Source organism: Arthrobacter sp. zg-Y1143 (assembly GCF_030125565.1).
GTDB lineage: Bacteria > Actinomycetota > Actinomycetes > Actinomycetales > Micrococcaceae > Arthrobacter_B.
The window spans coordinates 106,377-123,163 of sequence record NZ_JASKLW010000013.1; the positions used below are offsets into that span (position 1 = coordinate 106,377).

Below are 16,787 nucleotides of genomic sequence, written 5' to 3' on the forward strand. Positions count from 1 at the left end.
ATGATTCCCACCCGGCAACAGCTTTACGTCCGCTTCAGTGCCGGACGCATGCCCGCCCTGCCGGTCCCAGCTCCGGCATTGCGGAGCAGATAAACCGCTGCCGCGGCACAGATGAGGAAAACCATCCCGCCCGCGGCTACCGGGAGGGCAACGTTTACCACGGCGAGGGCTCCGCCGGCTGCGGAACCCAGGGCCAGGCCCAGCAGCCCCAGCACGCGGGATGCGGCATTGACACGCCCGCGGAGTTCGTCCGGAACCAGGCGCTGCCTCAGGGATGTTGCGCAGATCCCCCACACAACAGCGTGGAAGATGTAGGCCGCCAGAAGCAGTGCCGCCACTGAGGCGTTGTGTGTGACGGCGAGGACGAGGAGGGAGCCGGCGCCGATGGCGAGGGCGGCGGCAATGGTCCAGCGGTAGCCGAACCGTGCACGCATACGAGGCGTTGCATACGAGGCGATCAGGCCGCCGGCGGCTGACACGGCGAGGATGATGCCGTACCCGGCGCCGTCGACGCCCAGTTGCTGCTGCGCGAACAGCACCAGAATCGAGAAGGCCAGCATGTAGCCGGTGCTGGCGAGGGCGCCAATAAGCGCAAGCCCGCCGACCAGCCGGTGCCGCACCAGCCAGTGCGCACCGGCCATGGCATCCCGACATACCGTGCTGCCGGGTACGGCGATACGGTCCGGGGCGGCAGTGCGGTCCGGTACGGCGGTACTGTCCGGGGCGGCGCGCGGCGGCAAGGCCAAGGCCAGCACCCCTGCCACGGCCCACAACCCGCCCATCGCAAAGAGGGGTGCCGATGCAGCGAGGGCGAAGAGAAGCCCACCCAACGGCGGCCCTGCGAATTCATCCGCGACAAGCTGCGACGCCGAGATCCGGCTGTTCGCCCGGTCCAGGTCCCCAGGGCCTACGAGGCCCGGGACGAGGGAAACCGCGGCATTGTCGGCAGCGCTTTCAAGCGTTCCGACGACCGCGAACGCGGCATACACCAGAAGCAGTCCACCGATTCCGAAGTGGACACACAGCGCCAGGGCCGCCACCGCTGTGCCCCGCAGCAGATTAGCTGACACGAGCACGAGCCGGCGGTCGGCCCGATCCACCCACACCCCGACGGGCAGGGCTGCGAGCAGGCGTACAAGTCCATAAACCGTAGCGAGCCCGGCAACCCACCGCGGGTCGTCCGTCAGGGATGCGGCCAGCAGCGGCATCGACACGAAAGCCAGCCCGTCCGCGAGGTTCGACGCGGCATTCGCACCCCACAGGGCATTGAACGCACGGCCAAGGGACATGGCGATGAGCCTACCCTCCGGCCCCTGCGGGGCTACGCTCCGGCGCGGCGCAGGGTCTGCCCGGCCTGCAGCAGCAGCGGCCCGTCAATCATCTGGCCGCGGAAGCTGAACACTCCCCCGTGGTTCTTCGCCTCGGCGAGGACCTGCTCGGCGTAGGTGACATCCGCGGGGTCCGGTGCGTAGGCTGCGCGCACTGCCGCGACCTGGTCGGGATGGATGCAGGCCTTGGCAGCAAAACCGGAGGCAACTGCATCGCGGGCTTCCTGCTCCAGCCCGGCGATGTCCGGGATGTTGCCGTAAATGGAGTCAATGGCGCCCTTGCCAAACGCTCCGGCAGCCAGCAGCACGGTGGACCGGGCCTGGACGGCCACGCTGCGGTAGGAACCGTCGTCGCGGCGGCTGGACTCCCCGCCGAGGGAGGCGAGCAGGTCCTCGGCACCCCACATGAGGGCTGCCACGGTGGGCACCGCGGCAATCTCGGCGGCACGCACCACGCCCAGAGCGGTTTCCAGCAGGGCAACGACCGTGAAGCCTGCGAGCGCCTGCCCGATAGCGGCCGGGTCTTCGGCCTTGGCCAGCATCACCGTGCGGTAAGGGGTGTCCCGCAGGGCGGCAAGGTCACGCTCAAACTCGTCGCTGCCCAGCGGATTGACCCGCACAATGGTGGACGCCGGATCCAGTTCCGCGGACCGGAGGTTCTTCCGGGCAGCGTCCTTGTCCCTGGGTGCCACGGCATCTTCCAGGTCCAGGATGACGGCGTCCGCCCGTTCGGCTGCCTTGCCGAAACGGTCGGGCCGGTCTCCCGGGCAGAAAAGCAGGGCGGGTCCCATGGGGAAGGTGGTCATGCGCTGGACTCCTCGGTCTTTACGGTGATGCTTATCGCTCCAACCTATCGCGTGGCCGCAGCCTGTTCCTGCGCTGCGTATCCGTCCGCCGTCCACAGCAGGGCCGTCCGGGTACACCGGCCGACGACGTCGCCGTTCTGGTTCCGGCCGGTGTGGGCCAGCGTGACAATCCCCTGGCCCGGCCGGGAGGAGGACAGCCGCATATCCAGCACTTCGGTTTCGGTATAGAGGGTGTCGCCGTGGAACAGCGGGTGCGGGAAGCTGATCTCCCCCAGCCCCAGCTGCGCCACCAGGGTGCCCTGCGTCAGCTGCGCGACCGACTGTCCCACCATCGTGGCCAGGGTGAACATGGAGTTCACCAGCCGCTGCCCGAACGGCTGCCCCTGGCTGTAGGCGGCGTCCAGATGCAGGCCCTGGGTGTTCATGGTCAGGGTGGTGAACAGGACATTGTCCGCTTCGGTGACCGTGCGGCCGGGCCGGTGCCGGTACACCGTTCCCGGCTCGAATTCCCCGTACCAGAGGCCGCGCTGCTCAACCACCCGGGGCGCCATGGCCGTCTTCTCGGTGCCGGCGTCCGGCTCCTCATACGTCAAGGGACACCTCCAGCGGAGCACCTGTTCCGGCCAGGACCTCGTCCACGGTGACACCGGGCGCCGTTTCGCGCAGCACCAGCCCCTCCGGTCCCACCTCGATGACGGCCAGGTCCGTGACAATCAGGTCCACGCATCCCTTTCCGGTCAGCGGCAGGGAGCACTCGGCCACGATCTTGGGCCGGCCGGCCCGGTCCAGGTGCTCCATCATCACAATGACGCGTTTCGCGCCGAAGACCAGGTCCATGGCCCCGCCCATGCCCTTGACCATCTTTCCCGGCACCATCCAGTTGGCCAGGTCGCCGTTGGCCGCCACTTCCATGGCGCCCAGCACGGCCACGTCCACGTGCCCGCCGCGCACCATGCCGAAGGACGCCCCGGAATCGAAGAAGGAGGCCCCGCTGTTCACGGTGACCGTTTCCTTCCCGGCGTTGATCAGGTCCGGGTCCAGCCGGTCCTCGGCGGGATAGGGTCCGACGCCGAGGATTCCGTTCTCGGAGTGCAGCACCACTTCCACGCCCTCCGGGATGTAGTTCGGGATCAGGGTGGGCATACCGATGCCCAGGTTCACGTATTCGCCGTCGTGCAGCTCCCGGGCCACCCGGGCGGCCAGCTCATGCCGGGTCAGTGCCATCTCAGGCCTCCTTCATTTCGGCAGCGGCTTCGGCAGCCGACGGCGCGGCGCTGACGGTGCGTTTTTCAATCCGTTTTTCCACGTCCGGTGCCAGCACCACCCGCTGCACGAAGATACCGGGCACGTGCACCTGGCCCGGATCCAGCTCACCCGGTTCCACCAGTTCCTCCACCTCGGCAATGGTGATCCGGCCGGCGGCGGCGCAAAGCGGGTTGAAGTTCATGGCTGTGGCGTGGAAGACCAGGTTGCCGTGCCGGTCTCCCTTGGCGGCATGGACCAGGGCGAAGTCCGGGGTCAGGGACTCCTCCAGCACATAGTCGGCGCCGTTGAAGCTGCGGACTTCCTTGGGCTCGGAGGCTACGGCCACCAACCCCTCGGCGTCGTACTTCTGCGGCAGCCCGCCCTCGGAGACCTGCGTTCCCACCCCTGCCGGAGTGTAGAAGGCCGGGATGCCGGCGCCGCCGGCACGCAGCTTCTCCGCCAAGGTGCCCTGCGGGGTCAGGACCACTTCCAGTTCCCCGGAGAGGAACTGGCGGGCAAATTCCTTGTTCTCGCCCACGTACGAGCTGACGGTGCGGCGGATCCGGTGGTCGGCCAGCAGCCGGCCCAGCCCCCAGTCATCCACGCCGCAGTTGTTGCTCACCGTCTCCAGGTCCGTGGTGCCCTGGGCATGCAGGGCGTCGATCAAGGCCACAGGGATGCCGCAGAGGCCGAAGCCGCCCACAGCCAGGGAAGCCCCGTCCGGGATGTCGGCGACGGCTTCCGCCGCACCGGGATACACCTTGTTGATCATCGCTTTATCCGTTTCTGCTCGGTTCGCACGCCGCCGGTTCCGGTTACAGGCCCATACTGCGGGCAATAAGCATCAACTGCACCTCAGTAGTCCCCTCGCCGATTTCCAGGATCTTTGAATCCCGGTAGTGCCGGGCCACGGGGAATTCGTTGATGAAGCCGTAGCCGCCGAAGATTTGCGTGGCGTCCCGGGCATTGTCCATGGCCGCTTCCCCGGCAATCATCTTCGCCATTGCGGCTTGGGTCTTGAACGGACGTCCGGCGAGCATCCGGGCCGCCGCGTCGTAATAGGCCAGGCGGGCGGTGTGGGCGCGGGCCTGCATGCGGGCGATTTTGAAGGAAATGGACTGGTAGGTGCCGATGGCTGCTCCGAACGCGGAGCGTTCCTTGGCGTACTTCAGGGATTCATCCACGCAGCCCTGGGCCGCGCCGGTGGCCAGCGCGGCAATGGCAATGCGGCCCTCGTCCAGGATCTGCAGGAAGTTCGCGAAACCGCGGCCGCGGGTGCCCAGCAGGTTCGCTTCGGGCACCCGCACGTCGGTGAGGGTCAGCGGGTGGGTGTCGGAGGCGTTCCAGCCCACCTTGTTGTAGGGCCTTTCCGCCGTGAAGCCGGGGGTGCCGGTGGGCACGAGGATGGTGGAGATTTTCTTCCGGAAGGTGCCGTCCGGCTCGGTGACCGTGTCCGTGACGGCGGTGACCGTGACCAGGCGGGTGATGTCGGTGCCGGAGTTGGTGATGAATTCCTTGCTGCCGTTGATCACCCACTGCCCGTCCTCGAGCACCGCGGTGGTCTTGGTTCCCCCGGCGTCGGAACCGGCCTCGCGTTCGGTGAGCCCGAAGCCGGCGAGCGCTTCACCGCTGGCCAGCAGGGGCAGCCACTGCTGCTTCTGTTCCTCGTTGCCGAACCGGTAAATGGGCATGGCGCCGAGGGAGACGCCCGCTTCCAGGGTGATGGCCACGGACTGGTCCACCCGGGCAATCTGTTCCAGGGCCAGCGCCAGGGCAAAGTAGTCCCCGCCCATGCCGCCGTACTCCTCGGGGAAGGGCAGCCCGAACAGGCCCATCTCCCCCATCTGCGCCACTACCTTGTACGGGAAGCTGTGCTCGGCGTCGTGCTGGGCGGAGACCGGGGCAATGACCTCGTCGGCGAAGTCGCGCACCGTGTCGGAGAGGTCCTGATATTCCTCGCTGAGTTCAAAGTCGGGCATGGTCTGCTCCTTCAGTGGAATCGGGTTCGGTGCTTTCGGGTACTGCGGGATCAGGGCTTGCAGGGGCGGGGCCGGCATGGTCTGGGGTCACGGTGGCCAGGACCTGGTCGGCCTTGACGAGGTCCCCGGGGCGGAGGCTGAGGCTGACCGTTCCCGCCACCGGCGCGCGCAGCTGGTGCTCCATCTTCATGGCTTCCACGCTCAGGAGCGGATCTCCGGCAGCCACCCGGGCGCCGTCGGGCACGGCCACGGCCACCACGGTGCCGGGCATCGGCGAGCGCACCACGGGGTCGGCGTCGCCCGCTTCCCGTCCTGCAGCCGCCAGCTGCCGCTCCAGCTGTTCGGTGCGGCTCCGGATGCGCAGGCGTGCGGTGAACGGGCCGTCGGCGCTGTTGCCGGCCAGCCACAGGGCCCCGGTGTCCGGCTCGACTGCCGTGGTGAACGTGTGCAGGATTCCGTCCAGGCTCAGCCGGACGGGACGGCCGGCCGCGGCCGGGCCGTCGGTCACCAGGGCCGCAGCGTACTCCGGACCGTCCTCGCCGATCCGCACCGTGGCCTTCTGCGCGCTGCCGGCGACGGTGACGTTAGTGTCGGCTCCTCCCGGTGCCGGGGCGGCGAAGACCAGGTGCAGCGGCGCAGCGGCCCCGGTGTTCCCGGTCCCCACTCGCCAGCCGTCCGCCCGCCGCCAGGGCGAGCCCGACGCCGGTCCGGCCAGCCCCTGCATGTACAGCAGGGCCGCGGCGGCCAGTTCGGGATCCCCCGGGGTGCGGAACCGCATCCCCGGCAGCCGCCGCTCAATCAGGGTGGTGTCCAGCCGGCCGGCCCGCACATCGGGGTCGGCCAGAAGCAGCCGCAGGTACTCCACGTTGGTGCCGATGCCCAGCACTGTGGTTCCGGCGAGCGCGCGGTCCAGCCTGGCCAGCGCCGTGCCCCGGTCCGGGCCCCAGGCGATGACCTTGGCCAGCATGGGGTCATAGCTGGAGGACACTGCGAGTCCCGGGAGCAGGGAGGAGTCGATCCGGATACCTTCTCCGGCCGGTTCCTGCAGCCACTGCACCGACCCCGAGGTGGGCAGGAAATCCCGTTCCGGGTCCTCCGCGTAGATCCGGGCTTCCACGGCATGTCCGGTGAGTACCACGTCCTCCTGCTTGAAGGACAGCGGGTGCCCGGCGGCGATGCGGACCTGCTCCGCTACCAGGTCCACTCCGGTGACCATTTCGGTGACCGGGTGCTCCACCTGCAGGCGGGTGTTCATTTCCATGAAGAAGAACTCATCCGGGGCGGCGTCGGAGACCAGGAACTCCACGGTGCCGGCCCCCGTGTAGTCCACGGACCGCGCCGCGTTGCAGGCTGCTTCGCCGATCCGTTCCCGGGTGGCCGGATCCAGCAGCACCGAGGGGGCTTCTTCGATGACTTTCTGGTGCCGGCGCTGCAGGGAGCATTCCCGCTCCCCCAGGTGGACCACGTTCCCGTGCGTGTCCGCGAGGACCTGCACCTCGATGTGCCGGGGTGAGGACACCAGGCGCTCAAGGAACAGGGTGTCGTCTCCGAACGCCGAGGCGGCCACGCGCCGGGCGGTCTGCAGTGCCGCAGCGAGGTCTTCTGGCCGTTCGACGGCGTGCATGCCCTTTCCGCCGCCGCCGGCGGAAGGCTTGATCAGGATGGGATAACCGATCCCCTCCGCGGCTGCCTGCAGCCGGGCATCGTCCAGGCCCGGTTCGGCAATGCCCGGCACCACGGGCACCCCGTGGGCCTGGACGTGGTTCTTGGCCCGGATCTTGTCCCCCATCAGGTCCAGGGAGGTTACCCCCGGGCCAATGAAGGTGATGCCGGCGTTGGCCAGAGCACGGGCGAAATCGGCGTTCTCGCTGAGGAAACCGTACCCGGGGTGCACTGCCTGCGCGCCGGTGCTGCGGCACGCGGCCAGGACGGCGTCCACGGACAGGTAGCTCTGCCTCGCCGGTGCCGGGCCCAGCCGGACGGCGGTGTCGGCTTCGCGCACGTGCCGCGCCCCGGCGTCGTCGTCGCTGTAGACCGCCACCGAGCGGATCCCCAGCTCGCGGAGGGTGCGGATGACCCGGCAGGCGATTTCACCGCGGTTGGCCACCAGCACGGTGTGGAACAGCGGAGCGTCAAAGGGTGTCATGGGGGCTCACATCCGGAACAGGCCGAAGGAGGTCTCCGGCAGGGGTGCGTTGGCGCAGACGTCCAGGGCCAGGCCCAGGACGGTGCGGGTGTCGAGGGGGTCGATGATGCCGTCATCCCACAGCCGGGCGGTGGAATAGTAGGGGCTGCCCTGGGCTTCGTAGGTCTCGCGGATGGGCGCCTTGAAGGCTTCTTCCGCCTCCGCCGGCCACTGCTCGCCGCGGGCCTCCAACTGGTCGCGTTTGACGGTGGCCAGCACCGAGGACGCCTGCGCGCCGCCCATCACGGAGATCCGGGCCGCCGGCCACATCCACAGGAAGCGCGGTGAATAGGCCCGGCCGCACATGGAATAGTTGCCGGCCCCGAAGGAGCCGCCCACCACCACGGTCAGTTTGGGTACCCGGGCGGTGGCGACAGCGGTGACCATCTTCGCGCCGTTCTTGGCGATTCCGCCGGCCTCGTAGTCCCGGCCGACCATAAAGCCGGAGATGTTCTGCAGGAAGACCAGGGGGATGCCTCGCTGGTCGCACAGTTCAATGAAGTGCGCACCCTTGAGCGCCGATTCGCTGAAGAGCACCCCGTTGTTGGCCACAATGCCGATCCGGTGGCCGTGCAGCCGGGCGAACCCGGTGACCAGGGTGGTGCCGTAGTCCTTTTTGAATTCGTGGAATTCGCTGGCATCGACCAGGCGGGCAATGAGTTCGCGGACGTCGTAGGGGGTCTGCAGGTCCGTCGGCACCACGCCGTAGATTTCCGCCGGATCTTCGGCGGGCGGGCGGGTTTCCACCAGGTCAGCCGCGGGCTGCTGCTGCGGAAAGGTCTCCACGATGCTGCGCACTATTTCCAGCGCATGCGCATCATTCTCGGCGAGGTGGTCCGTCACGCCGCTGGTGCGCGAGTGCACCTCGCCGCCACCCAGCTCCTCGGCGGTCACAATTTCGCCGATGGCAGCTTTGACCAGCGGCGGTCCGCCCAGGAAGATCGTGCCCTGGTTGCGGACAATCACGGTCTCGTCGCTCATGGCCGGCACATAGGCGCCGCCGGCGGTGCAGGAGCCCAGGACCGCGGCGACCTGCGGAATTTTGCGGGCGGACATCTGCGCCTGGTTGAAGAAGATCCGGCCAAAGTGCTCACGGTCCGGGAACACTTCGTCCTGGCGCGGCAGGAACGCGCCGCCGGAGTCCACCAGATAAATGCACGGCAACCGGTTCTCGAGCGCGATTTCCTGGGCGCGCAGGTGCTTCTTGACGGTCATCGGATAGTAGGTCCCGCCCTTGACCGTCGCATCGTTGGACAGGACCATCACCTGCCGGCCCTGAACCAGGCCGATGCCGGCGATCAGGCCGGCGCCGGGGCACTCGCCGTCGTACATGTCCTCGGCAGCCAGCGGAGCGATCTCCAGGAAGGGACTGCCAACATCGAGCAGGCGGCTCACCCGGTCCCGGGGCAGCAGCTTGCCCCGCGCGGTGTGCCGCTCGCGGGAGCGCTGCGGCCCGCCCTCGGCGGCTGCAGCCAGCCGGTTGCGCAGTTCATCGGCCAGGGCCTGCTGGGCTGCAGTATTGAGCGCAAACGCGTCCGCCGCGGTGTCGAGCCCGGATTTCAGTGTCTCCATGACGTCCTCCTGCCGAGGGGCTAACCGGCCCAAACCCGAGTTAATGACCCCTAACCCAAGTCAGGTTATTGGTTATTAACTGACCTGTCCACCACAATGGGAGAAATGCTCTGTCCGATCAGAAGGGGTGGGTATGGACGCAGCTAAAGACGATGCAACCAACGAGAAGGTCCGGATGACGGGGCGCAGCCTCGCCAAAGCGTCGCGCCGGGCCGCGATGCTCGACGCCGCCGCGGCCCTGTTTGCCGAGCGCGGCTACAACGGGGTCTCCATTGAAGAACTCGGTGCGGCCGCCGGCGTCAGCGGCCCCGCGGTATACCGGCACTTCAGCGGCAAACCGGCCGTGCTCTCCGCCCTGCTGGTGGGAGTCAGCCAGGACCTGCTGGAGGGCGGCAAAGCAGTGGTGGCCGAATCAGCCACGCCCGAAATTGCCCTGCGCGGCCTGGTGGAATTCCAGGTGGACTTCGCCCTGCGGCAGGCAGACGTGATCCGGGTCCAGGACCGGGATCTGGGCAGCCTTCCCGAAGACGACGAACGCCGGGTCCGGTCCCTGCAGCGCCAGTACGTGGGGGTATGGGTGGACGCACTGTCCGCCCTGCATCCCGGCTCCGACCTGCCGCTGCTGCGGCACCGGGCGCAGGGCGTTTTCGGCCTGATCAACTCAACGTCGCACTCGATGCACGGGCGCACCAGCGCCCGGGAGACCGCACGGCTGCGCTCCCTGCTCGATAGAATGGCGTGGGCGGCCCTGAACGCCGAGTAGCTGCCGGACTTTTTTCCTTCCCTCCGAACACTCCCCAAACCCCGAGCAGAAAGACCTGCTGTGATTGAGCTTCGTGCCGTAGTTCCCGCCGATCTGGAGGAATTCTTCTCCCATCAGCTGGATCCCAGCGCCAACCATATGGCGGCCTTCACCGCCAAGAACCCGTCGGACCGCGGCGTCTTTGACCATCACTGGCAGAGCATCCTCAACGATGAATCCATTACGGTGCGCACCATCGTGTCCGACGGCGAGGTAGTCGGCAGCATCCTGGCCTACCGCGACGGCGACGTCCCCGAAATCAGCTACTGGATCGACAAGGCACGCTGGGGCCGCGGCATCACCACCGCCGCCGTCGGCCTGTTCCTGGAAGAGTTCAGCGACCGTCCCGTCCGCGCCCGGGCGGTTGCGGACAATGTGAGTTCCATCCGCATCCTGGAGAAGTACGGCTTCAAGGTAATCGGTGAAACCCAGGGCTTCGCCAACGCGCGCGGCGCCGTGGTCAAGGAACTCGAGCTCGAACTGAACTAGGCAATAGTTACAGGCAGCGAAAAGCGGACTGTAACAAGGCAGGACCCGTACCGGAGATGATCCGGTACGGGTCCTGCCCGCGTTGGTCAGGCCATCGCCAAGGCGAGCACCGGCTCGGCCAGCACGTCGCCCACCGCGCGGAGGAACCCGGCTCCCTGTTCTCCGTCCACCAGCCGGTGGTCGAAGGACAGGCTCAGGGTCATCACCGAACGCAGCGCAATATCGCCGTTGTACTCCCAGGGCTGGCGGCGGACCGCACCCAGGGCAAGGATGGCCGCCTCCCCCGGGTTCAGGATGGGTGTGCCCGCATCCACGCCGAACACACCCACGTTGGAGATGGAAATAGTGCCTCCGGCGAGGTCCGCTGGTGCGGTTTTCCCGTCCCGTGCCGTTTGTGCCAACGCGGTGACGGCGGCCGCGAGGCCGTGCAGGCTCAGCTTCTGGGCGTCCTTGATGTTCGGAACGGTCAGTCCGCGGGGCGTGGCTGCCGCGATGCCGAGGTTCACGTAGTTATAGCGGATGATCTCCCCGGCGTCCGCGTCCCAGCGGGAATTCACTGCCGGGAAACGCCGCAGGCCCAGGCACACTGCCTTCGCCGCCAGGGTCAGCGGTGAAAGCTTCACACCGTCAAAGTCCGGCTGAGCCCGGAGCCGGGCCAGCAGGTCCATGGTGGCTGTGACGTCCACGGTCAGGAACACGGTGGCATGCGGTGCGGTAAAGGCACTGGCCACCATGGCCGCGGCGGTGTGCTTCCGGACCCCTGAAATCCGAATGCGCTCTTCCCGTCCCGGCTGCAGCTCGGATTCTGCGGCCGTCCCGGTGGCCGGCGCTGCCGCCGGGGAGGCGGCGCGTACGACGTCGGCCCGCACCACGAGCCCCTCGGGTCCGGTACCCCGGACCTGGGCCAGGTCGATTCCCATGTCCCGGGCCAGTTTGCGGACCGGAGGCGTGGACCGGGGGCGTTCGGACACGGGCGCTTCGGACACGGGCGCTTCGGACACGGGCGCTTCGGACACGGGCGCCGGTTGGGGCGCCGGGCGGGGTGCCGGTTCTGCCGCTGCCGACGCCGCTGCCCGGCGTCGTCGGGCGGGCCGGCCGGTGGAATCCGGCACCGCCCCATAGCCCACCAGGTTCGGTTCGCGCCGGGCCGGGGCGTCAGGTGCCTGCTCCGGCTGGGCACCGGCGGCCGCAGCAACCTCGAACGATACAATCGGCGAGCCGACCTCCACCACGGTTCCGGGCTGCTCGTGCAGGCATGCCACCACGCCTTCGTACGGGGAGGGCAGTTCCACCACTGCCTTGGCGGTTTCCACCTCGGCAATCACCTGGTTCAGCGTGACGGTATCCCCCACGGCAATGTGCCAGTTGACGATCTCGGACTCAGTGAGGCCTTCACCCAGATCCGGAAGCCGGAATTCGCGCAGCATCAACCCACCGCCGAGACGGAGCGGCCGGCAGCCGGGGCAAGGGAGCTGGGGCGGCGCAGGACGCAGTCGACCCCGTCCAGGATCCGGTCCAGGTCCGGAAGGTGGTGGGACTCCAGCCGGGCCGGCGGATACGGAATGTCGAAACCGGTCACCCGGACGGGTGCGTGCTCCAGGTAGTCGAAGCAGCGTTCGGTGATGCTCGCGGCGATTTCCGCACCCAGTCCGCCGAACTGTGCCGCCTCATGGGTAATCACCAGCCGGCCGGTCTTGCGCACCGAGGCCTCCACCGTGGTGAAGTCCACCGGCGCCAGCGAACGCAGGTCAATGACCTCCACGGACACTCCCTCGTCCGAGGCCGCCACGGCCGCGTCGCGGGCGGTGGGAACCAGCGGACCGTAAGCCACCAGGGTGACGTCGCTGCCCGGGGTGACCACGCGGGCCGCTCCCATGGGCAGCTGCGCTTCAGCCGCCTCTTCCACCTCGCCCTTGACGTGGTAGCGGCGCTTCGGCTCGAAGTACAGGACCGGATCGTCGGAAGCGATCGCCTGCTGGATCATGGTGTAGGCGTCCTGGGGGTTGGACACGCTGATCACGCGCAGCCCGGAGGTGTGCGTGAAGTAGGCCTCCGGCGACTCGGAGTGGTGCTCCGGGGAGCCGATCCCGCCGCCGAAAGGCACCCGGATAGTCAGTGGCAGCTTGACCGCTCCCCGGGTCCGGTAATGCATCTTCGCCACCTGGGACACAATCTGGTCGAAAGCCGGATAGATGAACCCGTCAAACTGGATTTCCACCACCGGCCGGTAGCCGCGGAAGGCGAGGCCCACGGCGGTGCCCATAATGCCGGATTCAGCCAGCGGGGTGTCCACCACCCGGTGCGCACCGAAATCCTTCTGGAGTCCGTCCGTGATCCGGAAGACGCCGCCGAGCTTGCCCACGTCTTCCCCCATGATCAGGACCTTGGGGTCGTTTTCCATTGCCCGGCGCAGCCCGGCGGTAATGGCCTTGCCGAAAGTCATGGTGGTCATGAGCGGGTCCCTTCGCCGGCGAAACCGCTGAGGTAACGCGAGTACTGTTCCTGCTGGCGGTCCAGCCAGGAATGCGGCTCCGCGTAGACATGCGCGAAAACGTCGGCGGGCTGCGGGTCCGGCATGCCCAGGCAGGCGGCACGCAGTTCCGCCGCTGCTGCGTCGGTGCGGGCATCGACGTCGGCGGCAAAGGCGGCGTCGAAAAGCCCCATGGTTTCCAGCAGCGCCTGGACCCGGGCCAGCGGATCCTTGCCGCGCCACTGCTCCAGTTCGGCTGCGTCCCGGTACCGGGTGGGATCATCGGCCGTTGTGTGCGGGCCCATCCGATAGGTCACGGCCTCAATGAAGGTGGGGCCGTTGCCGGTGCGGGCACGGTCCAGTGCCTCCCGGGTGGCGGCCATTACCGCCAGTACGTCGTTGCCGTCCACGCGGATAGAGGGGATGCCGAAGCCCGGGGCGCGGTTGGCGATGGGCACCTGGGCCTGCAGGGTGACCGGTTCGGAGATGGCCCACTGGTTGTTGGTGCAGAAAAAGACCACCGGCGCCTGGTAACTGGCAGCGAAAACCATGGCTTCGTTGACGTCGCCCTGGCTGGTGGCGCCGTCACCGAAGTAGCTGATGGCGGCGTCGTCGGACCCGTCATAGCTGATGCCCATGGCGTACCCGGCTGCGTGCAGGGCCTGGGCGCCGATGATGACCTGGGTCGGGGCCATGTTGACGCTGTAGGGGTCCCAGCCGGCCGCGGCGTTGCCGCGCCAAACCCGCATCAGGTCTTCCATGCCCACGCCGCGGCAGTAGGCCACGCCGTTTTCGCGGTAGCTGGTGAACGCAAAGTCGGAGCTGCGCAGCGACCGGCCGGAGCCGATCTGGGCGGCTTCCTGGCCCAGCAGCGGGGGCCACAGCCCCAGCTCGCCCTGGCGCTGCAGTGCGGTGGCTTCGGTATCGATCCGGCGGATGACTGCCATGTCCAGGAAGAGTTCCCGGAGCCGGGCGCCGTCGACGTCTTTCACCCAGCGGTCATACAGGGGGTCCGGGACGCGTACGCCCTCCGGTGTGATCAGCTGGACATAGGGATCGGTGGGTGAGCTGCCGGAGTTTTCCGGGTGCCGCACCGGGGTATGCAGGGACACTGGGATACGCATCCTTCCGTGGTTGGGCCCCAGGGGTCGCGGGGCCACGCCGGGCTCCATTGCCCGCGTAAATGTGACCCTACTCACACCCGGCATCCAGCACAACCATTAGCGAAAAGACCGAGCATCCTGCCCTATAAGCGGCCGATGGGCCGTGCTAGCGTTGCGCACTATGCAGCCCCTCGACGCCACCGACCGCCGGCTCCTGCTTGCCCTGGCGGAGGATTCCACCCGCACCGCCGTGGCGCTGGCCGCCGTGCTCGGGCTTTCACGGAATACTGTCCAGGCCCGGCTGGCCGGTTTGGAGCGCAAGGGTGCGTTCCTGCCGTTCGAACGCCGGATCAACACGGCCGCACTGGGCTATCCGCTGATGGCCTTCGTCCACGTCCACGTGCATCAGCCGGAACTGTCCCGGATCACCGCCGATCTGGCGGAGCTGCCTGAAGTCATCGAGGCGCACGGGCTCACCGGAGACGCGGATCTGCTGCTGCGCGTGGTGGCCGCGGACGCGGAGGACCTGTTCCGGATCAACAAGCTGATCCTGGCCATCGACGGCGTGCAGCGGTGCGACACCAACCTCGCCATGGGCGAACTAATCCCCCTGCGCGCCACTCCCCTGCTGCGCACAGGGCCGGGGCACGGGGTTTCCTAGCTGCAACGCCGCAGGCAGGCCCCGCCGGAGCGGGACCTGCCTGGGTTACCTGCTTGCGTTATGCGGAAGGACAGTCCTAGTGGTCGACGGCCTTTTCGGCGCCGACGCCGGTCAGGGACCGGACTTCCATTTCCGCCTGCTTGACTGCGGATTCAGTGTTCTTATCCAGCACGGTGCCCAGCCAGCCCAGGAAGAAGGCCAGCGGGATGGACACCAGTCCCGGGTTGCTCAGCGGGAACCAGGAGAAGTCCGCGCCCTTGATCATGGATGTTTCCGTACCGGAAACCACCGGAGAGAAAGCAATCAGCAGGATGGCCGACCCGAGGCCGCCGTACATGCTCCAGATTGCGCCCTGGGTGGAGAACTTCCGCCAGTACAGCGAGTAGATGATGGTGGGCAGGTTGGCGCTGGCAGCCACCGCGAAGGCGAGGGCCACCAGGAAGGCAACGTTCTGGCCCTGGGCTCCGATGCCGCCCAGGATCGAGATGATGCCGATGACCACCACCGTGGTGCGGGCTACCTTGACCTCGCCGTCTGCGTCCACCTGGCCCTTGCGTATGACGTTGGCGTAAATGTCGTGGGCAAAGGAAGCAGCCGCCGTGATGGTCAGCCCGGCAACCACTGCCAGGATGGTGGCGAACGCGACGGCGGAGATCAGTCCCAGCAGGACCGGCCCGCCGAGGGCGAAGGCCAGCAGCGGTGCTGCCGAGTTCACGCCGCCGGGAGCGCTCTTGATCGCCTCGGAACCGATCATTGCCGCGGCGCCGTAGCCCAGGACCAGGGTGAACAGGTAGAAGATACCGATCAGCCAGATGGCCCAGACCACGGACCGGCGGGCTTCCTTGGCGGTAGGCACCGTGTAGAAGCGCATCAGCACGTGCGGCAGGGCGGCGGTGCCAAGCACCAGGGCCAGGCCCAGCGAGATGAAATCCAGTTTGGAGGTTTCGGTTTTGCCGTACTGCAGCCCCGGATCCAGGATGGCGGGGTTACCCGTGGTTTCCACGGCGTGGCCGAGCAGTTCCGAGAGGTTGAAGCCGTGGTTCGCCAGGACCCACACGGTCATCACGGCGGCGCCGGCGATCAGGAGGCAGGCCTTGATGATCTGCACCCACGTGGTGCCTTTCATGCCGCCGATCAGTACGTAGATGATCATCAGGGCGCCCACCACGGTGATCACCAGGGACTGCCCGATCTTGCTGTCGATGCCCATCAGCAGGGACACCAGCCCGCCGGCGCCGGCCATCTGCGCCAGCAGGTAGAAGAAGCAGACTGCCAGGGTAGTGATGGCTGCCGCAATCCGCACCGGACGCTGCTTGAGGCGGAAGGACAGCACGTCGGCCATGGTGAACTTGCCGGTGTTGCGGAGCATTTCCGCCACCAGCAGCAGGGCTACCAGCCAGGCGACGAGGAAGCCGATGGAATACAGGAAGCCGTCATAGCCGTTTACGGCGATGGCGCCGACAATACCCAGGAAGGAGGCAGCGGAGAGGTAGTCGCCGGCAATGGCGGTACCGTTCTGGGGTCCGGTGAAGGATCGGCCGGCTGCGTAGTAGTCCGCGGCGGTCTTGTTGTTGCGGCTTGCGCGGAGCACCACTATCAGGGTGACGGCCACAAACAGGCCAAAGATGACCATGTTCAGCAGCCCGGTGTCCTTGATGGACTCGGCCGTTACCTCCGCGGCCGCGATGTGCACGTTGTTCACTTGGTCTCCTCCGGCCGGCTGACGCCCTTGGCCTCAAGTTCTCCGCGGATCTCCGAGGAAATGGGATCCATCCGGCGGTTGGCATAGCTGACGTACCACATGGTGATGCCGAAGGTGCTGACGAACTGCAGCAGCCCCAGGATCAGGCCCATGTTGATGTTGCCGATTACCGGGGTGGACATAAACCCGTGCGCGTAATCGGCCAGCAGCACATACGCGAAGTACCAGACCAGGAAGGCCACGGCCATCGGGAAAATGAAGCTGCGCTGGCGCTGGCGCAGTTCCCGGAACTCGGGTGAGCTCTGGACTTCCCGGAAGTCCACCTGCTCCGGGTGCGCAGCGTGTGAAACCGGCTGCTCTTCAGCCATTGTTCCTCCTCTGTTGGGGCACGCTCCACGCGTTGACCCGCCAAGAGGCCGGGACACGACGCTGTGCAAGCTGTGAC

At 67.6% G+C, this 16,787-nt stretch carries 16 protein-coding genes; 3 read left to right on the top strand and 13 right to left on the bottom strand.

Features of this window, described 5'->3' with window-relative positions:
• Window positions 1–23 precede the first annotated feature (23 nt).
• Genes QNN98_RS14835 through QNN98_RS14870 form a run of 8 tightly spaced genes read right to left on the bottom strand, consistent with a single transcriptional unit; the run spans window position 24 to window position 9,115 of the window.
• Window positions 24–1,289: an MFS transporter gene (locus QNN98_RS14835; protein ID WP_283998135.1), complete on the bottom strand. Its 1,266-nt coding sequence runs from the start codon at window positions 1,287–1,289 to the stop codon at window positions 24–26.
• A 32-nt stretch (window positions 1,290–1,321) separates the two neighbouring features.
• A complete protein-coding gene (locus tag QNN98_RS14840; RefSeq protein ID WP_283998136.1) occupies window positions 1,322–2,134 on the bottom strand; it encodes an HpcH/HpaI aldolase/citrate lyase family protein in 813 nt (270 codons plus the stop codon).
• Between the two features lie 44 nt (window positions 2,135–2,178).
• Entirely contained in the window at window positions 2,179–2,685 is a 507-nt protein-coding gene (locus tag QNN98_RS14845; protein ID WP_229960692.1) for a MaoC family dehydratase, read from the bottom strand.
• 31 nt (window positions 2,686–2,716) lie between these two features.
• Entirely contained in the window at window positions 2,717–3,358 is a 642-nt protein-coding gene (locus QNN98_RS14850; RefSeq protein WP_227927308.1) for a CoA transferase subunit B, read from the bottom strand.
• A 1-nt stretch (window position 3,359) separates the two neighbouring features.
• A complete protein-coding gene (locus tag QNN98_RS14855) occupies window positions 3,360–4,151 on the bottom strand; it encodes a CoA transferase subunit A (RefSeq protein ID WP_227927309.1) in 792 nt (263 codons plus the stop codon).
• Between the two features lie 43 nt (window positions 4,152–4,194).
• A complete protein-coding gene (locus QNN98_RS14860) occupies window positions 4,195–5,358 on the bottom strand; it encodes an acyl-CoA dehydrogenase family protein (RefSeq protein WP_283998137.1) in 1,164 nt (387 codons plus the stop codon).
• The gene (locus tag QNN98_RS14865) at window positions 5,345–7,504 is read right to left on the bottom strand and encodes an acetyl-CoA carboxylase biotin carboxylase subunit (RefSeq protein WP_283998138.1); all 2,160 of its coding nucleotides are present in this window, start codon (window positions 7,502–7,504) and stop codon (window positions 5,345–5,347) included. The genes QNN98_RS14860 and QNN98_RS14865 overlap by 14 nt, the downstream gene beginning before the upstream one ends.
• A 6-nt stretch (window positions 7,505–7,510) precedes the next feature.
• Window positions 7,511–9,115 (bottom strand): carboxyl transferase domain-containing protein, encoded by a 1,605-nt coding sequence (locus QNN98_RS14870; RefSeq protein ID WP_227927312.1) that lies wholly within the window; start codon window positions 9,113–9,115, stop codon window positions 7,511–7,513.
• A 133-nt stretch (window positions 9,116–9,248) separates the two neighbouring features.
• Between QNN98_RS14870 and QNN98_RS14875 the strand changes: the two genes are divergently transcribed.
• Window positions 9,249–9,878 (top strand): TetR/AcrR family transcriptional regulator, encoded by a 630-nt coding sequence (locus QNN98_RS14875; RefSeq protein WP_227913961.1) that lies wholly within the window; start codon window positions 9,249–9,251, stop codon window positions 9,876–9,878.
• A 60-nt stretch (window positions 9,879–9,938) separates the two neighbouring features.
• Window positions 9,939–10,406, top strand: a complete 468-nt coding sequence (locus tag QNN98_RS14880) for a GNAT family N-acetyltransferase (RefSeq protein WP_227913960.1) — start codon at window positions 9,939–9,941, stop codon at window positions 10,404–10,406.
• 86 nt (window positions 10,407–10,492) lie between these two features.
• Here QNN98_RS14880 and QNN98_RS14885 read toward each other — a convergent pair whose 3' ends face one another.
• Genes QNN98_RS14885 through pdhA form a run of 3 tightly spaced genes read right to left on the bottom strand, consistent with a single transcriptional unit; the run spans window position 10,493 to window position 14,000 of the window.
• Window positions 10,493–11,833, bottom strand: a complete 1,341-nt coding sequence (locus QNN98_RS14885) for a dihydrolipoamide acetyltransferase family protein (RefSeq protein WP_283998140.1) — start codon at window positions 11,831–11,833, stop codon at window positions 10,493–10,495.
• The gene (locus tag QNN98_RS14890; RefSeq protein ID WP_283998141.1) at window positions 11,833–12,858 is read right to left on the bottom strand and encodes an alpha-ketoacid dehydrogenase subunit beta; all 1,026 of its coding nucleotides are present in this window, start codon (window positions 12,856–12,858) and stop codon (window positions 11,833–11,835) included. The genes QNN98_RS14885 and QNN98_RS14890 overlap by 1 nt, the downstream gene beginning before the upstream one ends.
• A complete protein-coding gene (gene pdhA, locus QNN98_RS14895; protein WP_502864778.1) occupies window positions 12,855–14,000 on the bottom strand; it encodes a pyruvate dehydrogenase (acetyl-transferring) E1 component subunit alpha in 1,146 nt (381 codons plus the stop codon). Before pdhA ends, QNN98_RS14890 begins: the two co-directional genes overlap by 4 nt.
• A 160-nt stretch (window positions 14,001–14,160) precedes the next feature.
• Here pdhA and QNN98_RS14900 point away from each other — a divergent pair, with 160 nt between their 5' ends.
• Window positions 14,161–14,640: an Lrp/AsnC family transcriptional regulator gene (locus tag QNN98_RS14900; RefSeq protein ID WP_227913957.1), complete on the top strand. Its 480-nt coding sequence runs from the start codon at window positions 14,161–14,163 to the stop codon at window positions 14,638–14,640.
• 76 nt (window positions 14,641–14,716) lie between these two features.
• Here QNN98_RS14900 and QNN98_RS14905 read toward each other — a convergent pair whose 3' ends face one another.
• Complete coding sequence (locus tag QNN98_RS14905; protein ID WP_227914058.1) at window positions 14,717–16,273, bottom strand: monocarboxylic acid transporter; 1,557 nt, start codon at window positions 16,271–16,273, stop codon at window positions 14,717–14,719.
• A 65-nt stretch (window positions 16,274–16,338) separates the two neighbouring features.
• Window positions 16,339–16,710, bottom strand: coding sequence for a DUF485 domain-containing protein (locus QNN98_RS14910; protein WP_227913956.1), 372 nt, complete (start codon window positions 16,708–16,710; stop codon window positions 16,339–16,341).
• Between the last annotated feature and the right edge of the window lie 77 nt (window positions 16,711–16,787).

Coding starts and splice junctions, on each gene's coding strand:
- QNN98_RS14835 (WP_283998135.1), bottom strand. CDS start 1,289: ATGTCCCTTGGCCGTGCGTTCAATGCCCTGTGGGGTGCGAATGCCGCG.
- QNN98_RS14840 (WP_283998136.1), bottom strand. CDS start 2,134: ATGACCACCTTCCCCATGGGACCCGCCCTGCTTTTCTGCCCGGGAGAC.
- QNN98_RS14845 (WP_229960692.1), bottom strand. CDS start 2,685: ATGGCGCCCCGGGTGGTTGAGCAGCGCGGCCTCTGGTACGGGGAATTC.
- QNN98_RS14850 (WP_227927308.1), bottom strand. CDS start 3,358: ATGGCACTGACCCGGCATGAGCTGGCCGCCCGGGTGGCCCGGGAGCTG.
- QNN98_RS14855 (WP_227927309.1), bottom strand. CDS start 4,151: ATGATCAACAAGGTGTATCCCGGTGCGGCGGAAGCCGTCGCCGACATC.
- QNN98_RS14860 (WP_283998137.1), bottom strand. CDS start 5,358: ATGCCCGACTTTGAACTCAGCGAGGAATATCAGGACCTCTCCGACACG.
- QNN98_RS14865 (WP_283998138.1), bottom strand. CDS start 7,504: ATGACACCCTTTGACGCTCCGCTGTTCCACACCGTGCTGGTGGCCAAC.
- QNN98_RS14870 (WP_227927312.1), bottom strand. CDS start 9,115: ATGGAGACACTGAAATCCGGGCTCGACACCGCGGCGGACGCGTTTGCG.
- QNN98_RS14875 (WP_227913961.1), top strand. CDS start 9,249: ATGGACGCAGCTAAAGACGATGCAACCAACGAGAAGGTCCGGATGACG.
- QNN98_RS14885 (WP_283998140.1), bottom strand. CDS start 11,833: ATGCTGCGCGAATTCCGGCTTCCGGATCTGGGTGAAGGCCTCACTGAG.
- QNN98_RS14890 (WP_283998141.1), bottom strand. CDS start 12,858: ATGACCACCATGACTTTCGGCAAGGCCATTACCGCCGGGCTGCGCCGG.
- pdhA (WP_502864778.1), bottom strand. CDS start 14,000: ATGCGTATCCCAGTGTCCCTGCATACCCCGGTGCGGCACCCGGAAAAC.
- QNN98_RS14900 (WP_227913957.1), top strand. CDS start 14,161: ATGCAGCCCCTCGACGCCACCGACCGCCGGCTCCTGCTTGCCCTGGCG.
- QNN98_RS14905 (WP_227914058.1), bottom strand. CDS start 16,273: ATGGTCATCTTTGGCCTGTTTGTGGCCGTCACCCTGATAGTGGTGCTC.
- QNN98_RS14910 (WP_227913956.1), bottom strand. CDS start 16,710: ATGGCTGAAGAGCAGCCGGTTTCACACGCTGCGCACCCGGAGCAGGTG.